At 64.6% G+C, this 22,148-nt stretch carries 24 protein-coding genes and 3 tRNA genes; 15 read left to right on the top strand and 12 right to left on the bottom strand.

The window, feature by feature from the left end; translation table 11 throughout:
• Window positions 1-43 precede the first annotated feature (43 nt).
• Window positions 44-1,918 carry an alkyl/aryl-sulfatase gene (locus AC5Y2L_RS18405; protein WP_499938965.1) on the bottom strand — a complete coding sequence of 625 codons (1,875 nt, stop codon included), beginning with the start codon at window positions 1,916-1,918 and terminating at the stop codon, window positions 44-46.
• 175 nt (window positions 1,919-2,093) lie between these two features.
• Between AC5Y2L_RS18405 and AC5Y2L_RS18400 the strand changes: the two genes are divergently transcribed.
• Together AC5Y2L_RS18400 and AC5Y2L_RS18395 are read left to right on the top strand one after the other, a co-directional pair.
• Window positions 2,094-2,579 (top strand): lipoprotein LpqH, encoded by a 486-nt coding sequence (locus AC5Y2L_RS18400; protein ID WP_499938894.1) that lies wholly within the window; start codon window positions 2,094-2,096, stop codon window positions 2,577-2,579.
• Window positions 2,580-2,683: 104 nt separating this feature from the next.
• Window positions 2,684-4,309: a protein kinase domain-containing protein gene (locus AC5Y2L_RS18395; protein WP_499938892.1), complete on the top strand. Its 1,626-nt coding sequence runs from the start codon at window positions 2,684-2,686 to the stop codon at window positions 4,307-4,309.
• A gap of 1 nt (window position 4,310) precedes the next feature.
• On the opposite strand, the gene AC5Y2L_RS18390 is transcribed toward AC5Y2L_RS18395, so the two are convergent.
• From AC5Y2L_RS18390 to AC5Y2L_RS18365, 6 genes are all read right to left on the bottom strand, one after another.
• A complete protein-coding gene (locus AC5Y2L_RS18390) occupies window positions 4,311-5,801 on the bottom strand; it encodes a sensor histidine kinase (RefSeq protein WP_499938891.1) in 1,491 nt (496 codons plus the stop codon).
• Window positions 5,779-6,483, bottom strand: a complete 705-nt coding sequence (locus AC5Y2L_RS18385; RefSeq protein WP_499938964.1) for a response regulator transcription factor — start codon at window positions 6,481-6,483, stop codon at window positions 5,779-5,781. The genes AC5Y2L_RS18390 and AC5Y2L_RS18385 overlap by 23 nt, the downstream gene beginning before the upstream one ends.
• Before the next feature lie 175 nt (window positions 6,484-6,658).
• On the bottom strand, window positions 6,659-6,817 hold the full coding sequence (locus AC5Y2L_RS18380; RefSeq protein ID WP_499938889.1) for a DUF6131 family protein: 159 nt from the start codon (window positions 6,815-6,817) through the stop codon (window positions 6,659-6,661).
• Window positions 6,818-6,850: 33 nt separating this feature from the next.
• Window positions 6,851-7,072, bottom strand: a complete 222-nt coding sequence (locus tag AC5Y2L_RS18375) for a hypothetical protein (protein ID WP_499938962.1) — start codon at window positions 7,070-7,072, stop codon at window positions 6,851-6,853.
• Window positions 7,073-7,217: 145 nt separating this feature from the next.
• Window positions 7,218-7,628, bottom strand: coding sequence for an MmcQ/YjbR family DNA-binding protein (locus AC5Y2L_RS18370; RefSeq protein WP_499938888.1), 411 nt, complete (start codon window positions 7,626-7,628; stop codon window positions 7,218-7,220).
• Window positions 7,621-8,598: a class I SAM-dependent methyltransferase gene (locus AC5Y2L_RS18365; RefSeq protein WP_499938886.1), complete on the bottom strand. Its 978-nt coding sequence runs from the start codon at window positions 8,596-8,598 to the stop codon at window positions 7,621-7,623. Before AC5Y2L_RS18365 ends, AC5Y2L_RS18370 begins: the two co-directional genes overlap by 8 nt.
• A gap of 145 nt (window positions 8,599-8,743) precedes the next feature.
• Between AC5Y2L_RS18365 and AC5Y2L_RS18360 the strand changes: the two genes are divergently transcribed.
• From AC5Y2L_RS18360 to AC5Y2L_RS18335, 6 genes are all read left to right on the top strand, one after another.
• Window positions 8,744-9,091, top strand: a complete 348-nt coding sequence (locus AC5Y2L_RS18360; protein WP_499938884.1) for a nuclear transport factor 2 family protein — start codon at window positions 8,744-8,746, stop codon at window positions 9,089-9,091.
• Window positions 9,092-9,096: 5 nt separating this feature from the next.
• Window positions 9,097-10,128 (top strand): phosphotransferase family protein, encoded by a 1,032-nt coding sequence (locus AC5Y2L_RS18355; RefSeq protein WP_499938883.1) that lies wholly within the window; start codon window positions 9,097-9,099, stop codon window positions 10,126-10,128.
• A 481-nt stretch (window positions 10,129-10,609) separates the two neighbouring features.
• Window positions 10,610-10,873, top strand: coding sequence for a hypothetical protein (locus AC5Y2L_RS18350; protein ID WP_499938881.1), 264 nt, complete (start codon window positions 10,610-10,612; stop codon window positions 10,871-10,873).
• A complete protein-coding gene (locus AC5Y2L_RS18345) occupies window positions 10,866-11,876 on the top strand; it encodes a hypothetical protein (RefSeq protein WP_499938879.1) in 1,011 nt (336 codons plus the stop codon). The genes AC5Y2L_RS18350 and AC5Y2L_RS18345 overlap by 8 nt, the downstream gene beginning before the upstream one ends.
• Window positions 11,860-12,354 carry a hypothetical protein gene (locus AC5Y2L_RS18340; RefSeq protein ID WP_499938877.1) on the top strand — a complete coding sequence of 165 codons (495 nt, stop codon included), beginning with the start codon at window positions 11,860-11,862 and terminating at the stop codon, window positions 12,352-12,354. The genes AC5Y2L_RS18345 and AC5Y2L_RS18340 overlap by 17 nt, the downstream gene beginning before the upstream one ends.
• A gap of 97 nt (window positions 12,355-12,451) precedes the next feature.
• Window positions 12,452-13,237 carry a hypothetical protein gene (locus tag AC5Y2L_RS18335; RefSeq protein WP_499938876.1) on the top strand — a complete coding sequence of 262 codons (786 nt, stop codon included), beginning with the start codon at window positions 12,452-12,454 and terminating at the stop codon, window positions 13,235-13,237.
• Window positions 13,238-13,518: 281 nt separating this feature from the next.
• On the opposite strand, the gene AC5Y2L_RS18330 is transcribed toward AC5Y2L_RS18335, so the two are convergent.
• A tRNA-Arg gene (locus tag AC5Y2L_RS18330) sits at window positions 13,519-13,591 on the bottom strand.
• 18 nt (window positions 13,592-13,609) lie between these two features.
• Window positions 13,610-13,698 (bottom strand) — tRNA-Ser (locus AC5Y2L_RS18325).
• An 89-nt stretch (window positions 13,699-13,787) separates the two neighbouring features.
• Here AC5Y2L_RS18325 and AC5Y2L_RS18320 point away from each other — a divergent pair.
• Window positions 13,788-14,855 (top strand): aromatic amino acid aminotransferase, encoded by a 1,068-nt coding sequence (locus AC5Y2L_RS18320; RefSeq protein ID WP_499938874.1) that lies wholly within the window; start codon window positions 13,788-13,790, stop codon window positions 14,853-14,855.
• Between the two features lie 3 nt (window positions 14,856-14,858).
• Window positions 14,859-15,314 carry a DUF4334 domain-containing protein gene (locus AC5Y2L_RS18315; RefSeq protein ID WP_499938873.1) on the top strand — a complete coding sequence of 152 codons (456 nt, stop codon included), beginning with the start codon at window positions 14,859-14,861 and terminating at the stop codon, window positions 15,312-15,314.
• On the opposite strand, the gene AC5Y2L_RS18310 is transcribed toward AC5Y2L_RS18315, so the two are convergent.
• Window positions 15,311-15,904, bottom strand: a complete 594-nt coding sequence (locus AC5Y2L_RS18310) for a TIGR03086 family metal-binding protein (protein WP_499938871.1) — start codon at window positions 15,902-15,904, stop codon at window positions 15,311-15,313. The genes AC5Y2L_RS18315 and AC5Y2L_RS18310 overlap by 4 nt on opposite strands.
• Window positions 15,905-15,927: 23 nt before the next feature.
• On the opposite strand from AC5Y2L_RS18310, the gene AC5Y2L_RS18305 reads away from it, so the two are divergent.
• Genes AC5Y2L_RS18305 through AC5Y2L_RS18290 form a run of 4 tightly spaced genes read left to right on the top strand, consistent with a single transcriptional unit; the run spans window position 15,928 to window position 19,376 of the window.
• Entirely contained in the window at window positions 15,928-16,752 is an 825-nt protein-coding gene (locus tag AC5Y2L_RS18305; protein ID WP_499938870.1) for a crotonase/enoyl-CoA hydratase family protein, read from the top strand.
• Between the two features lie 17 nt (window positions 16,753-16,769).
• Complete coding sequence (gene lipE, locus AC5Y2L_RS18300) at window positions 16,770-18,011, top strand: lipase LipE (protein ID WP_499938868.1); 1,242 nt, start codon at window positions 16,770-16,772, stop codon at window positions 18,009-18,011.
• A 28-nt stretch (window positions 18,012-18,039) separates the two neighbouring features.
• Window positions 18,040-18,231, top strand: a complete 192-nt coding sequence (locus AC5Y2L_RS18295) for a hypothetical protein (RefSeq protein WP_067374371.1) — start codon at window positions 18,040-18,042, stop codon at window positions 18,229-18,231.
• A 38-nt stretch (window positions 18,232-18,269) separates the two neighbouring features.
• Window positions 18,270-19,376: an Rv2629 family ribosome hibernation factor gene (locus AC5Y2L_RS18290; protein WP_499938866.1), complete on the top strand. Its 1,107-nt coding sequence runs from the start codon at window positions 18,270-18,272 to the stop codon at window positions 19,374-19,376.
• Between the two features lie 79 nt (window positions 19,377-19,455).
• Here the strand turns inward: AC5Y2L_RS18290 and AC5Y2L_RS18285 are convergent.
• Window positions 19,456-19,542: transfer RNA gene (locus AC5Y2L_RS18285), tRNA-Ser, on the bottom strand.
• Between the two features lie 295 nt (window positions 19,543-19,837).
• On the opposite strand from AC5Y2L_RS18285, the gene AC5Y2L_RS18280 reads away from it, so the two are divergent.
• Window positions 19,838-20,809 carry an NAD(P)H-quinone oxidoreductase gene (locus tag AC5Y2L_RS18280; RefSeq protein ID WP_499938865.1) on the top strand — a complete coding sequence of 324 codons (972 nt, stop codon included), beginning with the start codon at window positions 19,838-19,840 and terminating at the stop codon, window positions 20,807-20,809.
• Between the two features lie 66 nt (window positions 20,810-20,875).
• Here the strand turns inward: AC5Y2L_RS18280 and AC5Y2L_RS18275 are convergent, their stop codons facing one another.
• Window positions 20,876-22,072 carry a cysteine desulfurase-like protein gene (locus tag AC5Y2L_RS18275; protein ID WP_499938864.1) on the bottom strand — a complete coding sequence of 399 codons (1,197 nt, stop codon included), beginning with the start codon at window positions 22,070-22,072 and terminating at the stop codon, window positions 20,876-20,878.
• Window positions 22,073-22,148: the final 76 nt, after the last annotated feature.

The raw sequence follows: 22,148 nt of genomic DNA, 5'->3' as shown, positions 1-22,148 counted from the left end.
CGGGCACGAATTAGGGAATTTTGCGTCTGCTCGCCAGGGATCGCTACGGCGTGACTATGTTGAAGGCCGGGTCCGGCTGATCGAGTGCGCCCAGCAGGTCCTGCAGCGCCGCGGGGTCACCGGACAGCTCCAGCCCCGGCGAGCTGAGGTCGCCCATCGATGCGGTCAATAGCCGAAACTTGCTGTCCAGCTTCACCGTAACGGATGCCGTCGCGGAATCGGCCGCAACCTTGCGATAGACGAGCACGCCGTTGCGCAGCGTCAGCCGGTAGTTGACGTCCAGCTCTGCAAAGGTGACATCGACGGCGATGTCGAGATCCCAGCTGCGTGGTCCATTGACCCGGATGGCCAGGCTGTCGAAAATCTGCTCCGGCGTCAGCTGGGAAAGCAATGTCGGCGAGGTGATTTGAGTTGCGGTACCGAAGTTGCCGTCGCGCAGTTCGGTGGCGCCGGATAGGAAGAAGTTGCGCCACGTCGCGTTCTCGGCGCCGTAGGCGAGCTGCTCGAGGGTGTCGGCATAGAGGGTGCGGGCGCCGGCATGTTCGGCATCGGTGAACACCGCGTGATCGAGTAGCGTCGCAGCCCAACGGAAATCGCCAGAATCGAAAGCGGTCTGGGCAAGTTCGACAACCCGGTCGATGCCGCCGAGCGCCTCGACGTAGCGTGGCCCCAACGCCTCGGGGGGATGTGGCCACAGCCGGCCGGGGTTGCCGTCGAACCAACCCATGTAGCGCTGATAGACCGCCTTCACATTGTGGCTGACCGAGCCGTAGTAGCCGCGACTGTGCCAGGCCTGTTCCAAAGCCGGTGGCATCTTGAGCATTTCGGCGATTTCCACCCCGGTATACCCCTGATTCAGCAGACGTAGCGTCTGGTCGTGCAGGTAGGCGTACAAATCCCGTTGTAGTGAGAGGAAGTTGACGATGTTCTCCCGCCCCCAGGTCGGCCAGTGGTGCGACGCGAACACGACATCCGCACGGTCGGCGAATATGTCGATGGCTTCGGTGAGGTAGCCCGACCAGGCGTGCGGATCGCGCACCAACGCACCCCGCAGGGTCAGCAGGTTGTGCAGGTTGTGAGTGGCGTTCTCGGCCATGCACAATGCGCGATAACGCGGAAAATAGAAATGCATCTCGGCGGGAGCCTCGGTGCCCGGCGCCATCTGGAACTCGATCTGCACGCCGTCGATGGTGTGCGTCTCGCCGGTCTCCCGGATGTCGACGGTTGGGACGATCATGCCCACCTCGCCCGTCGACCCGACCTGACCGAGGCCGCAGCCAACCTGTCCCTGCGGTCCGCGCCTGAGTTGCAAGCCGTACATGTAGGTCGCGCGGCGGGTCATCGCCGGCCCCGCGTAGACGTTTTCCTGGACGGCGTGGGCCGTGAAACCTTCGGGCGCCAACACCGATACCGCACCGGAATCCACGTCGGCTTGCGAGGTGACGCCCAGTACCCCACCGAAATGGTCGGCGTGACTGTGGGTGTAGATCACCGCGACGACGGGCCGGTCACCACCCCGATGGCTTCGATACAAGCCGAGGGCCGCGGCGGCTACCTCGGTGCTGATCAAGGGGTCGATAACGATGATTCCCGTGTCACCCTCGACGAACGTGATGTTCGAAATGTCGAGTCCGCGTACCTGATATATGCCCGGGACCACTTCATAGAGTCCTTGCTTGGCGGTAAGCGTTGACTGCCGCCACAGGCTGGGGTGCACGGAAGTAGGCGCGGGGCCACCGAGAAACGAGTACGCGTCGTTGTCCCAGACGACGCGTCCATCGGCCGCTTTGATCACGCACGGGGACAGCGCAGCAATGAATCCACGATCGGCGTTGTCGAAATCCGTCGTGTCATCGAACGGCAAGCTGTGTTCGCTATGGGCTGATGCGATGACCGCGGTAGGGGGTTTCTGGTCCACCGTCAATACCTTGCCATCACCGGCTCGCACCGAGAAGAGCCTGATCAACGGCTAACGCTCTACGAAGACGTCAATAATTTTCCGAAGAACCTAGAACTTCTGTCCAGTTAACCCGCATACTGCCGAGACGGTCCGCACTGTCGGCGGATCGCAACGATCGGGCAAAGGAGAACAGGTGAAGCGTGGGCTGACGGTTGCGATAGCCGGAGCGGCGGTTCTGGTCGGGGGTCTTTCTGGGTGTTCGGACAACAAGTCCGGCGGTGGCGGTACTTCGAGCGGCGCGTCGACGGGTCCGACCTCGGCAGCCGTGGGCGGTGCCGCCGGCACGAAGGTCATCATCGACGGCAAGGACCAGAACGTCAGCGACAGCTCGGTGGTATGCGCAAAGGTCGGCGCGGATGTCAGCATCACGATCGGTGGGGCCGGCAGCGGCATCAATGCTCTTGTTAGCGACGCCAATCCGCCAGAGGTGAAGTCCGTCGGGCTGGGCAGCGTCAACGGAGTGGCGCTGGCATATCGGGCCGGCTCCGGGCAAGGCGACGCGAAGGCCACCAAGGACGGCAACAAGTACAAGATCACCGGGAACGCCACCGGCGTTGACGTGGCCAACCCGATGACGCCGGTGAAAAAGCCGTTCGAGATCGACGTCACTTGCCCCTAGACCCGGATTCAGCAAGCGGTGCGGTTGTCACCCCTGGAGTGGCAATCGCACCGTAAGCTCAACGTCAAACATCGATGGGATCAGGCGCCCGCGAGGGCGTCTCAATGGTGGAGATAACCGTGCCCGACGCACACGGCGGCTCTGCAGCAAAAGACGACGACGATTCCGTCGACGGAGCCAACGCAGAACCTCCGAATCTTTCGCCCGCCGTCCGCGGTAGGCCGTTCGGCCGATACCGGTTGATCGAATTGCTGGGCCGTGGCGGCATGGGCGAGGTATGGCGCGCGCTCGACACCGAGGCCAACAACCGCACGGTGGCGATCAAACTGCTGCCCGCGCATTTGGCCGGGGACAGCTCCTTTGTGCAGCGATTTCGGCGGGAGGCGGAGGCCGCCGCGCAGCTGAACAATCCGCACATAATTCCGATCCACAACTACGGCGAAATCGACGGCCAGCTGTATGTGGATATGCGGTTGGTCGAGGGCCGCGACCTGCAGCACGTCCTCGCCGAGGGCCCATTGGAGCCGGCTCGGGCGGTGCGGATCATCGAGCAGGTAGCCAGGGCATTGCAGGCCGCCCACAAAGTCGGCTTGGTGCATCGGGACGTCAAGCCGTCGAACATTCTGATCGACGGCGACGATTTCGCCTATCTGATTGATTTCGGCATCGCCCGCGGCGCCGATCAGACCGGCTTGACCGGCACCGGGAACATGATCGGCAGCTTGCACTACATGGCGCCGGAGCGCTTGCAGGCTCAAGAGGCCGACGCCCGCGCCGACATCTATGCGTTGGCATGCGTGCTTTATGAATGCCTGACCGGCAGCCGTCCGTTCCGGGGTGATTCGTTGGAAAGCCAAGTGGCCGCCCACCTTACCGAGCCGCCACCACAGCCGTCGGCCCGCTCCGACGTGCCACCGCAATTGGACGCGGTGATTGCCAGAGGGATGGCCAAGAATCCAAATGTGCGGTACCCCACCACGATTGAATTCGCGACCGCCGCGCGAGATGCGATCACCGTCCCGAATCAGCAGCCGCCAACCAACACTCCGATAACACGGCAGGCGACGTTCCCGCCGAGCACCGTTGCGCCCGACAGATTCGCGAACCCCCTTCCGCCACCGTGGCCCGCGCCGTATGCCCCGGCAAGCGGTGCCCGGAGCGGTCGGGGCGTGGCGATCGCGCTGATCGGCGGTGCACTGGCACTTGTGCTGGTGGTTGCAGTCGTCGTCGGGATTTTCCTGGTCGGCAAGTTCGGTAAATCGCGGTCATCGCCGACGACGGCGGAATCCCCACTTGCTGTGCCGTCCTTCGGTATTCAGACCGCTGCGCCGTCCACCAGACCGTCGAGCGTCCCCTCGGCTGCCCCGAGCGCCGGGGATGGTGCCGGGGCCGCAAAAGTGCTTATCGACGGCGTGGACCAGAACGTAAACGGCAAGGTCGTCTGCACAAACTCGGGCGGCAACATCAACATCGTGATTTCGGGCGGGACGTCGACAGGCGGCGTCACCGCCGTCCTCACCGACGCCAGCCCTCCGGTGGTGAAAACCGTTGGGCTGGGGAACATCAACGGCATGTCGCTTGCGTACTCGGCCGGCATGGGGCAGGGCGATGCGTCGGCCAGCAAGAACGGCAACAGTTACAAGATCAACGGAACCGCCATTGGAGTCGATAAGGCCAATCCGACGGCGCCGGTGACCAAGCCGTTCGAAATCGACGTCACCTGCCCGTGATTCACGCCGACGGTTGCCACCCGTTGAGCGGCAACCGCACGGTGAACTCGGTATGACCGGGCGAACTCTTGACGGTGATCGTGCCATGGTGCGCCTTGACAACCGCGGAAGCGATCGCCAAACCCAACCCGGTGCTGCCGCCTTTGCGGGATCGTGAGGAGTCCCCGCGCGCAAACCGCTCGAAGACCTCCGACTGGAGTGCTTCGGGAATTCCGGGCCCATTGTCGATCACCTGAAGGACGCTGTGCGACGGCTCGGTGGTCAGCCGGGTCGTCACGACGGTACCGGCGCCGGTGTGGATGCGGGCGTTGGCGAGCAGGTTCGCCACCACCTGGTGCAGCCGGGCCGCGTCGCCGGGCACCACCACCGGTTCCTCGGGCAAGTCGAGCTCCCACTGGTGATCCGGCCCGGCCACATGCGCGTCGCTGACCGCGTCGACCGCCAGCCGGGAAAGGTCGACCGGTTCGCGTTCCAGTGGTCGGCCGGAATCCAGGCGGGCCAACAGCAGCAGGTCCTCGACGAGGCGGGTGACCCGCTCGGTTTCCGACGCCACCCGGCTCATCGCATGCGCCACCGCTTCGGGGTCATCGCCCATCCGTTGGGTGAGTTCGGTGTAGCCCCGGATCGCCGCCAGCGGGGTGCGCAATTCGTGGCTGGCGTCTGCCACGAACTGACGCACCCGGGTCTCACTGGCCTGGCGTGCCGACAGGGCAGAGGCGATGTGGTCGAGCATCCGGTTCAGGGCCGAGCCGAGTTGACCCACTTCGGTATGGGGGTTTGCGTCGGATTCCGAGACCCGCACCGGCAGTTCGACTTCGCCGCGGTCCAACGGTAAATCGGCGACCTTGCTGGCGGTTTGCGCGACCCGGCGCAGCGGTGCCAGTGCCCGCCGGATGATCACGATGCCCGCGCTGGTCGCGGCGAGCAGCGCGACCAGGGTGACGATCGCGAAGATCAGCAGCATCCGCAACATCGTCGCGTCGACGTTGGCCATTGACAGGCCGGTCACGATGATGTCGTTGCCGCTACGGCTGGGCGCAGCGACCACGCGGTACCGCCCCAGCCCGTCGAGGTCAACCGTGACCGGTCGGCGGCTATCCGCGATCTGTTGCAGCTGGGCCTGCGCGGCCGGGGTCAACGCGGCCCGGGAACCGCTGCTGGTCAGATAACCGGCGTCGACCGTCGTGCCATTGCTGACGACCGCCGCGACCATGCCGGCCGGCTGGCCCGGCGCGTCGAGGAACCGCGGCCCAGGTCCGGGCCTGACGTAATGCTCATGGCGGTGCGGCGGTTCGGGGTACATCAGCGCCGAACGGTAGGAGGTGCCGCCGAGTTGCTGGTCCAGTTGCTTCAGCAAGTGGTGCCGCAGCGCCAGCTCGGTCACCGCGGTGATTCCTACACATACGACCGCGAGCACCACGACTTGTCCGACCAATAGCCGGAATCGGAGTGACCAGACTCGGGGATTGCTAGCGGGCCGGCTTAAGGACATAGCCCGCGCCGCGCAGCGTGTGGATCATGGGTTCGCGACCGCTGTCGATCTTTTTGCGCAGGTAAGAGATGTACAACTCGACGATGTTCGACCGGCCGCCGAAGTCGTAGCTCCATACCCGATCCAGGATCTGCGCCTTGCTCAGCACCCGCTTGGCGTTGCGCATCATGAAGCGGAGCAGTTCAAACTCGGTGGACGTCAACGAGATCGGTTCGCCCGCGCGGGTCACTTCGTGACTGTCCTCATCGAGGACCAGGTCGCCGACGACCAGCTGTGCGCCGCTGTCCACCGTCGTCACGCCGGTGCGTCGCAGCAACGCCCGCAAGCGCAGTACGACCTCTTCGATGCTGAAGGGTTTGGTGACATAGTCATCACCGCCCGCGGTTAGGCCCGCAATGCGGTCCTCGACCGCGTCCTTGGCGGTCAGCAGCAGCACGGGCAGTTGGGGAATCTCTTCGCGCAGTTTGTGTAGCACCTCGAGGCCACTCATGTCGGGCAGCATGACGTCGAGAACGACGACGTCGGGCCGCTGGGCGCGGGCCGCGGCGATCGCGGACAGGCCGTCGCCGGCGGTGGCGATATTCCAGCCCTCGTACCGCAGCGCCATCGACACCATCTCGGCGAGAACGGGTTCGTCGTCGACTACCAGCACGTTGATCGGGTTGCCGTCCGCGCGGCACATGACCACGCGGTCAACCGCGGCTCGGGGATACGACACAGGTTCAAGTATCCGCGTGGGTCTGGGCCGACGCTATGGGATTCCTTTGGGTGAACTGTGAAAAGCCGCGTGACTGCTGACCCAGTCACGCGGCTTCACCCCGCTCGGTTGCTGGTCTAGCGGGTCGCCATCGAGCGATCTAGTACCAGTACCGCCTGCCGGCGACCGGACGACCCACAGATCCCATGATCCACAACACGGCGCCGATCACCAATAAGACGATGCCGATCTTCCAAAGAATGGCGAGGGTTGGGAAAACAAATCCCAGAATCAACAAGATGACACCGAGTGCGATCATGATAGTTTCCTTTGTTGAGGGGTGGGGGTTAACTTATGGCTTCGGCGTTGGTGTACTTATCGGCGGCACTTCCACCTTCGGGCAAGTCACCGCGGGATTCATTGCATAATTCAATGGACCCGCAATCACCGTCGTTGCGATGGAAGCCCCTGTGGCGCAGTTAGTTGGCCCATTCTCGAAGTAGTGCCGCTGATAAGCCGCAAAAACTCCGATGAGCAGCCAGACCACGGCAATGATGCCGAGAACTCCGCCGATCCCACGACCACGCACCGTGACCTCCGTTGTGTCCGAGAAAAATCTCGTGCCACTAGCGATACCCGTCGGCCCGATCTTTAAACATCTTCTTAGACTGCGTCGGTGCCGTTTAAAGGCCGCCTATGTCAGATGCAGGAGCACGGCACTATTGTTGTCGGGCGAGCCAGGCGGTGGCGCGTTTCTTCGACGCTCGCGACAGCCAGGCGTCCTGAATCAATTCGGTCAATTCGGCCTTGCTGATTTCCTTGAGCCGGCAGGCCCGCACCAGAACCGACGGATGCCCGTCGAAATGGCCGGTGGTGAAGAACGGTGAATCAGGGTCTTGGACCAGCGCCAGTTTGTCGCTCTCCGACTCCACCCAGAGCATGATCACGTCGTCATAGCGTTCGCCGGTGTCGGGATCGACGGCGTCGGGCTGGGGCGTTCGGAAGAACACGAACGACTTGCCGCCCACCTGATAGATGGAGTTGCCCTTGGGGCCTTCCAGGCGCGTGACGTGGGGCATTGACGCGGCGATGCGATGCACGTCGTCAACTCGGGCGGGGCGCTCAGCCATTGCCGCGACGATGCCCGGCGCCGCCGTCGTCGTCGCGCCGCTGAGCGGATACGAAAAGCGTTGGGGGCATTGAGTCCTCGGCGCCCTTCGGAACGCTGCGGCCGTAGCGCGCCATCAGCTCGGGCAAGGTGACCGCCGATGTCTGCCAACCGCGTTCGCGCAGCCAGTCGGCGACAGGTGTGCGTTCCTCGGCGTACCAGAGGTCGTCGAAATCCGTTATCTCGGCGTCGACCAGCTTGGCCGCCGCCGCCCTCATGCGTCGCATCTCCTCGCGTTGACGCTGCACCCGCTCGGGATCTGTGAAACCCGCTGCGGGCACATTGGCGGCCAGCCAGCTGCCGGTCACGCTAAGGGCATGCACGCGCTCGAACAACAGATCTTGCGCCTGCGCCGGTAGATACCGCACCAGCCCCTCGGCCGACCAGGCAGACGGCCGAGATGGGTCAAACCCGGCTTGCTGCAACGCCTTTGGCCAGTCCTGGCGCAGATCTATCGGCACGTTCACCAATTGTGCCGCCGGTCGAGCGCCGTGATCGCGCAGCGTTTCGGATTTGAATTCCAGCACCTTGGGCTGGTCCAGCTCGTAGACGACGGTGCCGTCGGGCCAAGGGAGTCGCCAGGTCCGAGCGTCCAGCCCGGACGCCAGAATGACCACCTGCCGAACACCGGTGTCGGCCGCACCCAGAAAGAACTCGTCGAAGAACGCTGTCCGGGTGGCCATGAAATCGACCATCAAACGCAGGCGTGCTCGCACATCGGGCTCCAGGTCGGACTTTTCGGCCAGCAGCGCCGGGTTCGAGTACAGGCTCCACACCCCGTCGCCGGCCGCCTCCACGAACACCCGCGCGAAGGGGTCGTTGATGAGTGGGTCTTCGCTGTCGGTTTCCGCGGCCCGAGCCGCGGCGACGCCCAGCGCGGTGGCGCCGACGCTGTGCGTGATGTCCCAGGAGTCGTTATCGGTGCGCGGCATTACTTTGTCTCCCCGCTGGATCGTCAGTTTCGCAAACTATTCTTCCAGGCGGCGTGGCCCTGCTTGAGGTTCCAGCCGCTTGCCACGGGTGTCCTACGCTTTTCCCAGAAACGAGCACCAGGTCATCGGGAGGTCGAGGAGCGACATGACTCGTACGCCGCACCAAATATTCGCCCACCACGGCCAAGCCCTTGCCGCGGGTGACCTCGACGAGATCGTCGCCGACTACGCCGCGGACTCGGTGCTGATCACCTCGTCAGGGGTGGCGCGCGGGAAGGACGAGATTCGGCAGGTGTTCGTCAAGCTGCTCGACGAGCTGCCCCACGCCGCCTGGGACTTGAAGACCCAGATCTTTGAGGGCGACGTGCTTTTCCTCGAGTGGGCCGCCGATTCGGCGGTGAGCCGGGTTGACGACGGCGTCGACACGTTTGTCTTCCGCGATGGCGTGATCTGGGCGCAGACCGTCCGCTACACGCCGCAGGCGAAGGGCTGACGCTGATGGACCCGGTGGATTTGAACGCCGTCGCGGACTGGATGTCGCAGCAGGGGCTGGGCGAGGGTCCGCTGACCGACGTCGCGGCCATCACCGGCGGAACCCAGAACGTCATGGTGCGCTTCACCCGGTCCGGTCGCTCGTATGTACTGCGCCGCGGTCCCCGGCACCTGCGACCGCGCAGCAACAGCGTGATCCTGCGGGAGACCAAGGTGCTCGCCGCGCTGGCGGGCACCGACGTGCCGCACCCGCACCTGATCGCCGCCTGCGATGACCCGCGCGTGCTCGGCGACGCGGTCTTCTATCTGATGGAGCCGATCGACGGGTTCAACGCCGGCGAAGGCCTGCCGCCGCTGCACGCCGGTGACCCGCAGGTGCAATACGGCATGGGGTTGTCGATGGCCGACGCGTTGGCGAGGCTCGGGGCCGTCGACCACGTCGCCGTAGGTCTTGCCGATTTCGGCAAGCCGGAGGGCTTCCTGGAACGTCAAGTGCCGCGCTGGCTTTCGGAGCTGGAGTCTTACCAGGAGTACGACGGCTACCCCGGGCCGCAGATCCCCGGCGTCGAGCAGGTGGCCGCCTGGTTGGAGAGCCACCGTCCGACGACATGGAAACCCGGCATTCTGCACGGCGACTACCACGCCGCCAACGTGATGTTCTCCCGCACCGGGCCGGAAGTGGTCGCCATCTGCGACTGGGAAATGTCGACGATCGGCGACCCGTTGCTGGATCTGGGCTGGCTGTTGGCGACCTGGCGCCAGGACGACGGCTCGTCCGTTTTCAGCCACTTTCTGGGCACGCAGGAGGGGCTGGCCAGCACCGACGACCTACTACAGCGCTATGCCGCCAACACCACTCGCGACCTTTCCCAGATGACCTGGTACACCGTGCTGGCCTGTTTCAAGCTCGGCATCGTGATCGAGGGGACGCTGGCCCGTGCGTGCGCCGGCAAGGCCGAGAAAGAGGTCGGCGATCAACTCCACGCAGCTACGGTGCAGCTGTTCGAAAGGGCGTTGGGGCTCATCGAGACGCGTTAGTCGCGACGCGCAGCTTCGGTTGTTGTCACTTCTGACGCGGGAAGCGGGCCACACTCCGAGTCCGGAAAGCGCTATCACGGGTGATATCTCGCAATCGGGAATCAACAGTCCTGGGTTAACGGTGCAGGCGTGATCAACATGACTCCCGGAACATGCTGCACAGGTGCCAATGGCAAGGCGCGCCCCAGAGATTGGAACTCCCAACCTTCCGTTAGTCATCCGTCGGCGTGTCGCGCCGTGCCCCACGACAGGGAGCCGATCGGGGATTCAGTGGCTGCCATTTGGCGCGTTCGGCGGCAGTCAACTCGGGATGCCGTGTTCGTTCTCTCTCATGCCGTCAACATCGCCCCGCACCCCGCCACCGGGAAAGCTGATTGCCGGCATCCGTGATGTCCCCGACCGGCGGTCCACTCTGCGGCGGCGTCGCGGCTAAACTTCGAGCCGGTGACTGGTGGAACCCGAGGTCGAGGGGCGGTTTGCGATGAGCGATCTGGTGGTGAGCGAAGATGTTGGCAAGGTGCCTGGTGTCCTGGTCGATGTCGGTGACTCGCTCTCGGCGGGTGATCTTCCACAAACAGACGGCAGGCAAAGCCCCTCTCTGGTTGCGGCGTTGTGGGTGAGCACCGAGGTGCTGCCGCAGTTGAACCAGACTCACGCCGATCACATCTACGCCGCAGGCGATGCGACCCATAAACACCATTGGGCGGTGACGGCCGCCGACGACGCGGGCGTCACGTATGTCTGACGAGCCCGACGAACCGGCAGGGATCACCGAAACTCAGATTCGATCGTCGGACCCGCAGCTGACGCTCAACGTAATCAACGGGTGGCCGAAGGCCGCGCAGCGGATGGCCGACCATGGGGATGCCTACGAGGGTGCGGTGCGGGCGCCGGAGTGGGAGGGAGCCACCGCCGGTGCGGTGATCACGACGGCGTCCCGCCGCAACGCCACCATCGCGGACGACAAGGACACAATCAACACACTGCACCGCCGGGCAGTTGCGGCGATGGATAACGTCATTAGAACGCGCACTACAGTGCTGGACCTCATTGGCGACGCGCGGGCGAGCAATCAGTTCACGGTCAGCGACGATTTGAAGGTGACCGCCGCCAACCTTCAGTACCCGGCAGCGGCCAACTCAAAGGAAACCGAAATCCGGCGGGCGGCGCAAAAGTGGGCGGATGCCGAAACATTCGCGGCCAGTGAGATACGCGCCGGCGCGCAACCATTGACCGGGCGCGGGAGCCGAGGCGGGTTTCAACTGGTCGATCACAATATCCCGCTAAAGCCGCCGGGGGATTGGTACCCGACCAATGAGGTGATCAGAGAGGCCACCGACCTGGATGGTCACCACGTCGTTCTGCGGCGCGGTTACTACGATGGCAAGAGAGGATTTGGGTTCGACAAGCTGTTCTGGAGGCATGGCATAACCAATCCAGAGGTATTCGTAGATCTGATTTCGCACAGTCGCCCTATACGCAATAAGGATGGTGAACTTATTTACGAGGTTCCGATCGTTCGCGTCCATTGCTCGACAGGAATTTTCGGCAGCTGCCAGGACACAAACGAACGGTTGACAATGAGGATCGTGGTCGATACCAGCACGGGACGTGCGGGCGTGCCCGATGGGGGACAGAAAGGGGTGATCACGATGTTTCCCATCGCTGGGGGCAGTGGAGTGACAGAACCACAACCCGGTGTGACGGTAGTTCCGAATTGGGTGAACACGAATGTGCCCATCAACTGAATCCTCCGACGCGCAAAGCGATTTCGCCGCAGATGTGCTACGCAATCTGTTGCGTCACGTCGACGAGGAGAATGAGCGGGGAAGCAACCCCTTCCTGATCTCGCATGCATGGACCGAAGGCCCGTTCATGTACCTCGTGTATAAAGCTCCGCCGTCAGAAATCACCTGGGGACTAGCCCGCGACACCAGGGAGTCGATCATTGACCCAAGCCCGTGGACCGACTTGGACGAGGCCGTGCGCTACTACTACCTCCTCGATCTCGACGAGAATCGGATGTCCGCGTCTTTTCGTCATCCGGGAAACCCGGACACGATTCTGTGGCTGGGCGACACTCACGAAGGACTTCCGGAACGCCCTCTGGACATTCCCGACTCACACCGGCGTACCCAATCGCTGGGAACGTCATCGGCGAAGCACGCGCAGAGCCAAGATCAGCCCATTGTCAACGTGCCCCGGCGATATGCAGACCCTCTGTGAGCTAACTCGCTCAACTCGGATTTGCTTCGAGCGCGACCGTGCGCAGCGCAAGTGGTCACCCCAACAACGCTCGGCTCGCCGGCCACCGAGGATATGAATGCCGAACCATTCGGTGACGCTGCAACCCGTGGGCAGTATAGGGCTGGCTGATCTGGCCGCGATTTGCTGGCTGGAGGGACTCGAATATCTGCCGTATCCATTCTTCACCCACACCTGGCTTCCGGGGATCGCCCCTCAAAGCGGTACCATCGCAGACCGTCTCGCTGATGGCGATTTGCGCGACTTTCGCCCGTGGATGAAGGCATACACGCAGGCGGACATCTGGGTGGAATGCCAGGTCCACTACTCGGCACCAGAAACCCCGGCGGTACGGATAGCGGCGTGTCGGATCAATGACTCGGGGTTTGTCGCCGCACAGCAGCCCGGCAAAGACATGGTGGACGTGTTCACCGTATCCGCTTATGAAATCGGTTCTGCGATAGCGGCATCGGTCGGACTGACTACGCCAGGCACGCATTCCCGCATCATCGCGCCGCCGTTTTTCATCGAGCTGGGCCGTACCGCCGACGACACAAACACCAGCGAGGACCACGGCGTGCTCGTTCCGGTGGCCAGTCGCGGTCGCACCGGGACGGGAGTGCTCGAATCCGATGTAACCGCAATGGCAGTGGTCCAGTCGCGCTGCGATCCCGCGCGGGAAGCCAGGTTAGGCCAGGGCAGGAAAGCCGTCGGGTGGTTGCGGGTCCGCGACGACGGCGAATACATCTACGCTCCCGATTTTTCTCACGCCACACCGGTGACGCCGCAGATTCTCGGGAAGCAGATCGACCAGATGATCGGGAAGGATGTCGCGGTATTGCGTCACCGTCGCCGGGTACATTGACACGGGTAGATCGCACTGGGAACGCCACAGGCCGCCGCCGCGCAGCTCGGTCACATTACGCCGGAGGTGACTCGCAAGCACTACATCGACGGGGCCATCGACGCGACGGACAACCGCGCCGCGCTGGACGGCTTCATCTCCAATTCCGATGCATAACCGAGGAGTTACGGACAACCGCGCCGCGCTGGACGGCTTCATCCCCAATTCCGATGAATAACCGAGGAATTTAGCCCCGCTCGAGATTCCGGCCGTACTAACAAGCCTCTGACCTGCCAATTAAGCGCGCCCGAAGAGATTCGAACTCCCAACCTTCTGATCCGTAGTCAGATGCTCTATCCGTTGAGCTACGGGCGCCTGTCTTCAGTTGTCTTGCGGAGGCGAGAGGATTTGAACCTCCGGTCCCCTTGAAGGGGGACAACTCATTAGCAGTGAGCCCCATTCGGCCGCTCTGGCACGCCTCCATTGGACTTCCCGAGGGTACCCGACTTCATTTCGGCATCGCCGAACCGCCGGAGGGTTAGCGTACACAGCGGCGACATATGCTGTCGAAGTGAGCGCCCGCCTGCGTCCCGTGCTGGCCGGGCTTCCGGTTTACGTACCGGGAAAAACGGTGCCGGGCGCCATCAAACTGGCCAGCAACGAGACGGTGTTCGGCCCGCTGCCCAGCGTTCGGGCGGCCATCGAGGGGGCCACCGACGTCGTCAACCGCTACCCCGACAACGGCTGCGTGCAGCTGAAGGCCGCGCTGGCCCGGCATCTGGGGTCGGGCTTTGCCCCCGAGCACGTGGCCGTGGGCTGCGGCTCGGTCAGCCTGTGCCAGCAGCTCGTTCAAATCACCGCCTCAGCGGGCGACGAGGTGATCTTCGGCTGGCGCAGCTTCGAGCTGTATCCGCCGTTGGTCCAGGTCGCCGGAGCGGTCGCGATCAAGGTGCCGCTGACCGACGAGACCTTCGACCTCTATGCGATGCTGGCCGCCGTCACCGAGCGGACGCGACTGATCTTTGTGTGCAACCCCAACAACCCCACCTCCACCGTCGTCGAACCGGACGCGCTCACCCGCTTCGTGGAAGCGGTGCCGCCGCACATTCTGATCGCCATCGACGAGGCCTACGTCGAGTACATCCGCGACGGCATGCTGCCCGACAGCTTGGGGCTGGTCCGCTCCCACAGCAATGTTGTTGTGTTACGGACGTTTTCAAAAGCTTACGGGTTGGCTGGGCTACGCGTCGGCTATGCGATTGGGCACCCCGACGTGATCACCGCGCTGGACAAGGTCTACGTGCCATTCACGGTGACGAGCGTGTCGCAGGCCGCGGCCATCGCCTCGCTGGACGCGGCCGGGGAGCTGCTGGCGCGCACCGACGCCGTCGTCGCCGAACGCACCCGAGTCAGCAACGCCCTGCGCGACGCCGGATTCACGCTGCCGTCGTCGCAAGCCAACTTCGTCTGGCTGCCGCTCGGACCACGCACGGGGGATTTCGTGGAGCAGGCCGCCGACGCGGGGCTCGTGGTTCGCCCGTACGGCAGCGACGGCGTGCGGGTCACCATCGGCGCGCCGGACGAAAACACCGCCTTCCTCGAATTCGCCCGCAACTGGAACACCGACCGTAAGGAGTGACGAATGAGCCTGGCGCGCAAGAAGTTCGCCGATTTCAAGGAGCGCACCGTTTCCGACGGCGAGCTCGATGATTACTGGGCCAGTCTGGAGCCGGCGACCATCGACGACATGATCGGCGAATGGTCGGGCGGCGAGTTCGTCACCGGACACAAGATGAACGGCAAGCTAGAGAAGGCCCGTTGGTTCGGCAAGACCTTCAATTCCGTCACCGACGTGAAGCCGCTGGTGTGCCTGGACGCCGACGGCAACAAATTCTCGAATGTGGAGATGGGCAAGGGCGAAGCCAGCCTCTGGTTGGAAGAGTTCCGCGGCGAGATTACCGCCACGATGGTCTACGACGGGCAGCCCGTGCACGACCATTTCAAGAAGATCGACGACGACGCGGTGATGGGCATCATGAACGGCAAAGGCGTCGTCGACGACGGCCGGTACTTCTACTTCTATCTGGAACGCGTTTAGGCTCGCCACGCCGGATTGCGGCCGGTGAATGCGATCAGTCGGTCCATCGGGCTGGCATCGGTGGGCACTTCGACGGGCTCGGCGAATCCGCGCCGCGCACGTTGATCCGGCCCGATGAGCCGCCGCGCCAGGTCGAGGACGTATTCGACGAGCGCATCCGGGGCGTTCACCTCACGTCCGAGCGAGGCGGCGTAGTCCCAGGCGTGCACCAGAAATTCGACGGACAGGACCGAGGCGGCGACTTTCGCGGGCAGCTCGTTTTCGCCCAGCGACACGTTGCCGTCCAACCCGTGCCGGTGCCAGGCATCCAAGGTGGGACGGGCCGCGCCGATGATTCGGCCTTCTACCGCGTCTTCGGTGTCTGGACGCGTCGAATAGTCCGCGCCCACCATGCGCCCCAGCGTGGTGATCGAGTTCAGCAAATGCTCCGTCAACTTCGATATGTCGTACTCCGCACACGGTGTCTGCTTGGTCAGGTCGTCATCGGCGATGGTGTGCAGCACCTGCTGCAGCACGGCAAGAGACTGCTCGGCGCTGCGTAGCTCGTCGGTCGGCGGCGAATCTGGCCCGGGTCGCAAATCAGAAGGCATATCCGCCACGCTACGGTCTGGGCATGGGCGAAACATACGAATCCGTCACCGTCGAAATCAAGGACCAGGTTGCGCAGGTGACGTTGATCGGGCCGGGCAAGGGCAACGCGATGGGGCCCGCCTTCTGGTCGGAGATGCCGGAGCTGTTCGCAAAGCTGGACGCTGACCGCGACGTGCGGGCCATCGTGATCACCGGATCGGGCAGAAACTTCAGCTACGGCCTGGATGTGCCCGCGATGGGAGGTTCGTTCACCACGCTGCTGGCCGATGGCGCGCTCGCCCGACCGCGCGCCGATTTCCACGCCGAGATCAAGCGCATGCAGAACGCGATCAGCGCCGTCGCCGACTGCCGTACTCCAACGATCGCCTCGGTGCACGGCTGGTGCATCGGTGGGGGCGTCGATCTGATCTCCGCGGTGGACATCCGCTACGCCAGCGCCGACGCCAAGTTCTCGGTGCGTGAGGTCAAGTTGGCGATTGTCGCCGATGTCGGCAGCCTGGCCCGGCTGCCGCTGATCCTCAACGACGGGCACCTGCGCGAGCTGGCGCTGACCGGCCGCGACATCGATGCCGCCCGGGCCGAGAAGGTCGGCCTGGTCAACGACGTCTACGACGACGCCGACGCCGCGCTGGCCGCCGCCCATGCCACCGCCGCCGAGATCGCCGCCAACCCGCCGCTGACCGTCAACGGCATCAAGGACGTCCTGGACCAGCAGCGCATTTCGGCCGTATCGGAAAGCCTGCGCTATGTGGCGGCCTGGAACGCAGCCTTCCTGCCGTCCAAGGATCTGACCGAAGGCATTCAGGCGACGTTCGCCAAGCGCCCGCCGCAGTTCACCGGGGAATGACACGTACCCTCGCTGAGGTGACGACTACACCAGACGGAAGAATCCGGGTGCCGACCGACCTGGATGCCGTGACGGCTATCGGCGACGAGGACCACTCCGAAACCGACACCGCGGCCGTCGAGCGGATCTGGCTGGCTGCCCGGCATTGGTATCAGGGCGGCATGCATCCCGCGATCCAGCTGTGCATCCGCCGGAACGGGCGCGTCGTGCTCAACCGGGCGATCGGCCACGGCTGGGGCAACGCGCCCACCGATCCGCCCGACGCCGAGAAGGTACCCGTCACAACCGACACCCCGTTCTGCGTGTACTCGGCGGCTAAAGGGATCACCGCCACCGTCGTGCACATGCTCGTCGAGCAGGGGCACTTTTCGCTCGACGACCGGGTGTGCGAGTACATCCCCAGCTACACCAGTCACGGTAAGCACCGCACCACAATCCGCCACGTGTTGACCCACAGCGCCGGCGTCCCGTTCCCCACCGGACCCCGGCCCGACCTGAGTCGCGCGGACGACCACGAGTACGCGCAGGAACAGCTCGGCAAGCTGCGACCGCTGTATCGGCCGGGCTTGGTGCACATCTACCACGCTTTGACTTGGGGCCCGCTCATGCGCGAGATCGTCTACGCGGCCACCGGCAAGGACATCCGCGACATCCTGGCCACCGAGATTCTGGACCCGCTGAGCTTTCGGTGGACCAACTTCGGCGTCGCCAAGGAGGACATCCCGTCGGTCGCACCCAGCCACGCCACCGGGAGGCCGTTGCCGCCGGTGGTCGCAGCAATCTTCCGCAAGGCGATCGGCGGAACCGTGCACGAGATCATCCCCTACACGAACACGCCGGCGTTCCTGTCCACCGTGGTCCCGTCGTCGAACACGGTGTCCACGGCCAACGAGATGTCGCGCTTCGCCGAGATCTGGCGTCGCGGCGGCGAACTCGACGGAGTACGGATCATGAGTGCCGAGCGGATGTACGGCGCGGTGCAGGAATGCCGCAGGCTACGGCCCGACTTCGCGGTGGGTCTGATGCCCGCGCGCTGGGGCACCGGGTACATGCTGGGCACCAACCGATTCGGGCCGTTCGGGCGCAACGCACCGGCGGCGTTCGGCAACCTGGGTCTGTCCAACGTCGCGATCTGGGCCGACCCGGCGCGCGGCATTTCCGCCGGGGTGATCAGCAGCGGCAAGCCGGGGCGCGATCCATTCCTCAAGCGCTACACGGCGCTGATGGACACGATCACCGCGACGATCCCCGCCGGTTAACGCGGCGCTTGGGGGGAACCCCTTCGGTATGGCTACCTACCGAGTGCTCAACCCCAAAGGCGATGTGGTCGCCACCAAGGACATCGAAAGCGCCGACGACGCGCATGCCTGGTTCGTCGACAACAAGGTCGAGGGCAACGAACTGGGCTGGCGCATGGAAGTCGAGCACGACGGCGAATGGCATTTCTTCGACGACAGCGAGGGCGACCGGAGCTATTAGTGTTTGTCCTGCCGCTGGCGCGGGCAACCCTAATTCTTATGGATTCCAATCGCTTCCGTGGATTGCTGGAAACCCCGGGGCCGTTTGCCTCGGTCTATTTCGAGGATTCACACGACACGCACGACGCCGAAACGCAACTCGATCTGAAGTGGCGCGCGTTGCGCGAGGAACTCGAAAGGCAGGGCGTGGAGGACTCGCTGACCGACGAAATCGAGCACGCCGTCATGGATTTGCGTCCGCCGATTGGCCGTAGCGGGCGCGCGGTTATCGCGGGCGCGACCGGTGTCGTTCTCAACGAACACCTGTTGCATCCCACCGCCGAGACCGTGGTGCGGGTATCGGAATTGCCGTATATCGTCCCCATTCTCGAGCATGGCTTCGAGCAGCCCGACTACCTGTTGGCGGTGGTCGACCACACCGGCGCCGACATCACCATGCACGTCAACGGCACCCTGCGTTCGGAAACCGTCGACGGCGGCGGATACCCCGTGCACAAAGCGTCCGGCGCCGAAACGGCGGGATACGGCGACCCGCAGTTGCGCACCGACGAAGCGGCCCGCAAAAACGTACGCGCCGTTGCCGACCGCATCAGCGAGCTCGTCGACAAGTATGCGTTGGACGCGGTTTTCGTGGTGGGCGAAGTGCGATCGCGCTCAGACCTGCTGGCGGCGCTCCCAGAGCGGGTGGCCGAGCGGGCTGTGCCCCTGCAGGTCGGTGCTCGACACAGCGGGCACGACTTCGAGGAGATCCAGCAGGCCATCGAAGACTGGTTCGTGAGGCAGCGGCAGAGTGCCATCGAGGCTGCCGAGGAACGCTTCACCGCAGAGGTTGGGCGCGGATCCGGGTTGGCCGCCGAGGGGCTGGATGCCGTCTGCTCGGCGCTGCGCCAGGGTGCTGTCGACACGCTGATCATCGGCGACGTCGAGGATGCCACCGTGGTTGCCGACGAGGGTGTGACGACGGTGGCGCCCAACGCCAATGTGCTGTCCGAACAGGGTGCCGCGCCCGCCAAGACGCTGCGCGCCGACGAGGCGCTGCCGCTGTTCGCGATTTCGGTCGGGGCATCGCTGCTTCGCGCCGACGAGCGGATCGCCCCGGCCGACGGCGTCGCCGCTGTGCTTCGGTACGCGCCGACGCTGCACTAGGAGTCTGCTGGTCGCGAGGGTGCGCAAAATGCCACCCGCACCAGGGTTTTGGTGTACATATGCGCACCCTCGCGAGGGGCGGTGGCGGAGGGATTTGAACCCCCGGACGGTTTTAGCCGTCTCTCGCTTTCAAGGCGAGTGCATTAGGCCGCTCTGCCACGCCACCGCCGTCAAGGGTAGCGGCCGCTGGTGTACCGGACCTCAATGCGGGCAGCGACTGCACCGCATTGGTCACAGCTGTCGCAGCAGTCGGTCGTGGGCCGGGCGCCTACGCATGTAGGGCTTTCGCCGTGCATCTACGGCGTTCAGTGTGTACGTACGGCTTTCGGTGTGCAGTGAGGGCGGGTTTTTTGTCGTGAGACCGCCCTGGGCTCACTCTGAAAGCCGTCGCTGCACACTGAACGCCCTGGGCTCACGCCGACCGCCTCGTACACCTGACGGCACCCGGTAGCGTGGCCGCTATGCGCGCCATCGTCGCCGAATCCCCCGAGCAACTGACTTGGCAAGAAGTACCCGACGTCTCCCCCGGCCTGGGGGAGGTACTGATCAAGGTCGCAGCGGCCGGCGTCAACCGTGCCGACGTGCTGCAGGCCGCCGGACAATACCCACCACCGCCGGGGGCCGACGACACCATCGGCCTGGAGGTAGCCGGCGTCATCGCCGAGGTGGGCCCCGATGTGCCCGGATGGACTGTCGGGCAAGAGGTTTGCGCGTTGCTTGCCGGCGGCGGATACGCCGAGTATGTGGCCGTTCCGGCCGGCCAGCTGATGCCGATTCCGTCGGGTGTCTCAGTGGCCGACGCCGCCGGGTTACCCGAAGTGGCCTGCACGGTGTGGTCGAACCTGGTGCTCGTCGCTCACCTCGGTGCAGGACAGGTCGTCCTGCTGCACGGTGGGGCGAGCGGCATCGGAACCCACGCGATCCAGGTGGCACGCGCTCTGGGTGCCCGGGTTGCCGTCACCGCCGGATCGCCGGAAAAGCTGGAATTGTGTCGCGACCTGGGCGCCGAGATCACCATCAACTACCGCGACGAGGACTTCGTGGCTCGCCTGAAAGAGGAGACCGACGGCGCCGACGTGATCCTCGACATCATGGGCGCGGCGTATCTGGACCGCAACGTCGACGCGCTGGCTACCGACGGTCAGCTGATCATCATCGGCATGCAGGGCGGCGTGAAGGGCGAGCTCAACTTGGGCAAGCTGCTGGGCAAACGGGCCCGGGTGATCGGCACGACGCTGCGCGCCCGGCCGGTGTCCGGTCCGAACAGCAAGAGCGAGATCGTCGCGGCGGTGACGTCCGCGGTGTGGCCGATGATCGCCGACGGCAAAGTCCGACCGATCATCGGCAAGCGCATGCCCATCCAACAGGCCGCCGAAGCACACCAACTGCTGGTCTCCGGGAAGGTGTCCGGGAAGATCGTGCTCACCATCTAGCGCCGAGAAGACGCAAAAGCACCTGTTTCGGTACGAAATTGGGTGCTTTTGCGTCTGCTCGCCGGGCTAACCCAGCGATGCCAGGGCCCGCACCAGTTGGTCGACCTCCGCCGTCGTCGAGTAATGCGCCAACCCGACGGTGACCGCCCCGCCGACGTCGTTGACGCCCAGCACATCCAATGCGCGAGAATGCCGGTCGGTGATGGCCAGGATTCCGTTGTCCGCCAGACGCTGGACCACGCGCTCGGCCGGCACACCTTGCAGCGCGAAACTGATCACCGGTATACGCGTCTCCGGCCGACCGATCAGCATCACCAACGGTAACGACCGCAACGCCACCATCAGGTAATCGAAGATGCGGTTCAGATAAGAGGCCGCCGATTGCATCGACACGGCCAGGCGTTCGCGTCTGCTGCCACGTGCCGATTCGTCAAGCGCGGCAAGGTATTCGATGCTGGCGACCACACCGGCCAGCAGACCGAACTGGTGCCCCCCGACTTCCAAGCGCGCCGGGCCGCGGGCATGCGGATCCGTGGAGACCGAGCTGAAGGAGTCCACCAGGGCCGGATCGCGAAACACCAACGCCCCGATCGGCGGACCGCCCCACGCGTTGGCGTTCACCGCGACCACGTCGACGTCGGTCTCTTTGACGTCGAGCAACCGATAGGGCGCCGCGGCGGAATGGTCGACCACCGCCAGCCCGCCGACGTCGTGAATCAACTTGGTCATCACCCGCAGATCGGTGACGGTGCCCAATGTGCCCGACGCGGAGGTGACGGCCACCAGCCGGGTCGACTTGCCGATCAGGCTCTCCCACTGCCACGTCGGCAACTCCCCGGTTTCGATGTCGACCTCGGCCCATTGCACCTTGGCGCCGTAACGATGGGCCGCGCGCAGCCACGGAGCGATGTTTGCCTCATGGTCCAAACGGCTGACGATCAACTCGTAGCCCAGGCCGGCCCGCGACGACGACGCTTCGGCGAGTGAGGACAACAGGATCGCGCGATCGGCACCCAACACGACACCGGCCGGGTCGGCGTTGAAGAGGTCAGCGACGGCTGTGCGCGCCGCATCCAAAACCGCCGCGCTGCGCTGCGCCGACGGGTGAGCGCCCGTCATGGTCGCGCTGGATCTGCGAAATGCGGTCGACACGGTGGTCGCGACGGAGTCGGGAATCAGCATCCCGGCGGGCGCGTCCAGATGTACCCACCCGTCACCCAGCGACGGATGCAATCCACGCACCCGGGCGACGTCGTATGCCATGACAGCCACCTTAGAGCTTCCGCAATTCCGCCAAATTGTGACGGTAGCGGGCTTCCTAGCCGGCCCGATACAGCCC

This window comes from Mycobacterium sp. NGS66, from assembly GCF_059812225.1.
The sequence above is the reverse complement of the archived record's forward strand: the minus strand, read 5'-3'. Positions and strand labels throughout refer to the sequence as shown.

What these genes read in the sequence shown, in the direction of transcription:
- AC5Y2L_RS18335 (WP_499938876.1), top strand. Translation starts at nt 12,452, where the DNA reads ATGCCGAACCATTCGGTGACGCTGCAACCCGTGGGCAGTATAGGGCTG.
- AC5Y2L_RS18315 (WP_499938873.1), top strand. Translation starts at nt 14,859, where the DNA reads ATGAGCCTGGCGCGCAAGAAGTTCGCCGATTTCAAGGAGCGCACCGTT.
- AC5Y2L_RS18370 (WP_499938888.1), bottom strand. Translation starts at nt 7,628, where the DNA reads ATGGCTGAGCGCCCCGCCCGAGTTGACGACGTGCATCGCATCGCCGCG.
- AC5Y2L_RS18280 (WP_499938865.1), top strand. Translation starts at nt 19,838, where the DNA reads ATGCGCGCCATCGTCGCCGAATCCCCCGAGCAACTGACTTGGCAAGAA.
- AC5Y2L_RS18275 (WP_499938864.1), bottom strand. Translation starts at nt 22,072, where the DNA reads ATGGCATACGACGTCGCCCGGGTGCGTGGATTGCATCCGTCGCTGGGT.
- AC5Y2L_RS18305 (WP_499938870.1), top strand. Translation starts at nt 15,928, where the DNA reads ATGGGCGAAACATACGAATCCGTCACCGTCGAAATCAAGGACCAGGTT.
- AC5Y2L_RS18345 (WP_499938879.1), top strand. Translation starts at nt 10,866, where the DNA reads ATGTCTGACGAGCCCGACGAACCGGCAGGGATCACCGAAACTCAGATT.
- AC5Y2L_RS18340 (WP_499938877.1), top strand. Translation starts at nt 11,860, where the DNA reads ATGTGCCCATCAACTGAATCCTCCGACGCGCAAAGCGATTTCGCCGCA.
- AC5Y2L_RS18365 (WP_499938886.1), bottom strand. Translation starts at nt 8,598, where the DNA reads ATGCCGCGCACCGATAACGACTCCTGGGACATCACGCACAGCGTCGGC.
- AC5Y2L_RS18310 (WP_499938871.1), bottom strand. Translation starts at nt 15,904, where the DNA reads ATGCCTTCTGATTTGCGACCCGGGCCAGATTCGCCGCCGACCGACGAG.
- AC5Y2L_RS18290 (WP_499938866.1), top strand. Translation starts at nt 18,270, where the DNA reads ATGGATTCCAATCGCTTCCGTGGATTGCTGGAAACCCCGGGGCCGTTT.
- AC5Y2L_RS18395 (WP_499938892.1), top strand. Translation starts at nt 2,684, where the DNA reads ATGGTGGAGATAACCGTGCCCGACGCACACGGCGGCTCTGCAGCAAAA.
- AC5Y2L_RS18390 (WP_499938891.1), bottom strand. Translation starts at nt 5,801, where the DNA reads ATGTCCTTAAGCCGGCCCGCTAGCAATCCCCGAGTCTGGTCACTCCGA.
- AC5Y2L_RS18360 (WP_499938884.1), top strand. Translation starts at nt 8,744, where the DNA reads ATGACTCGTACGCCGCACCAAATATTCGCCCACCACGGCCAAGCCCTT.
- AC5Y2L_RS18295 (WP_067374371.1), top strand. Translation starts at nt 18,040, where the DNA reads ATGGCTACCTACCGAGTGCTCAACCCCAAAGGCGATGTGGTCGCCACC.
- AC5Y2L_RS18385 (WP_499938964.1), bottom strand. Translation starts at nt 6,483, where the DNA reads ATGTGCCGCGCGGACGGCAACCCGATCAACGTGCTGGTAGTCGACGAC.
- AC5Y2L_RS18380 (WP_499938889.1), bottom strand. Translation starts at nt 6,817, where the DNA reads ATGATCGCACTCGGTGTCATCTTGTTGATTCTGGGATTTGTTTTCCCA.
- AC5Y2L_RS18355 (WP_499938883.1), top strand. Translation starts at nt 9,097, where the DNA reads ATGGACCCGGTGGATTTGAACGCCGTCGCGGACTGGATGTCGCAGCAG.
- AC5Y2L_RS18350 (WP_499938881.1), top strand. Translation starts at nt 10,610, where the DNA reads ATGAGCGATCTGGTGGTGAGCGAAGATGTTGGCAAGGTGCCTGGTGTC.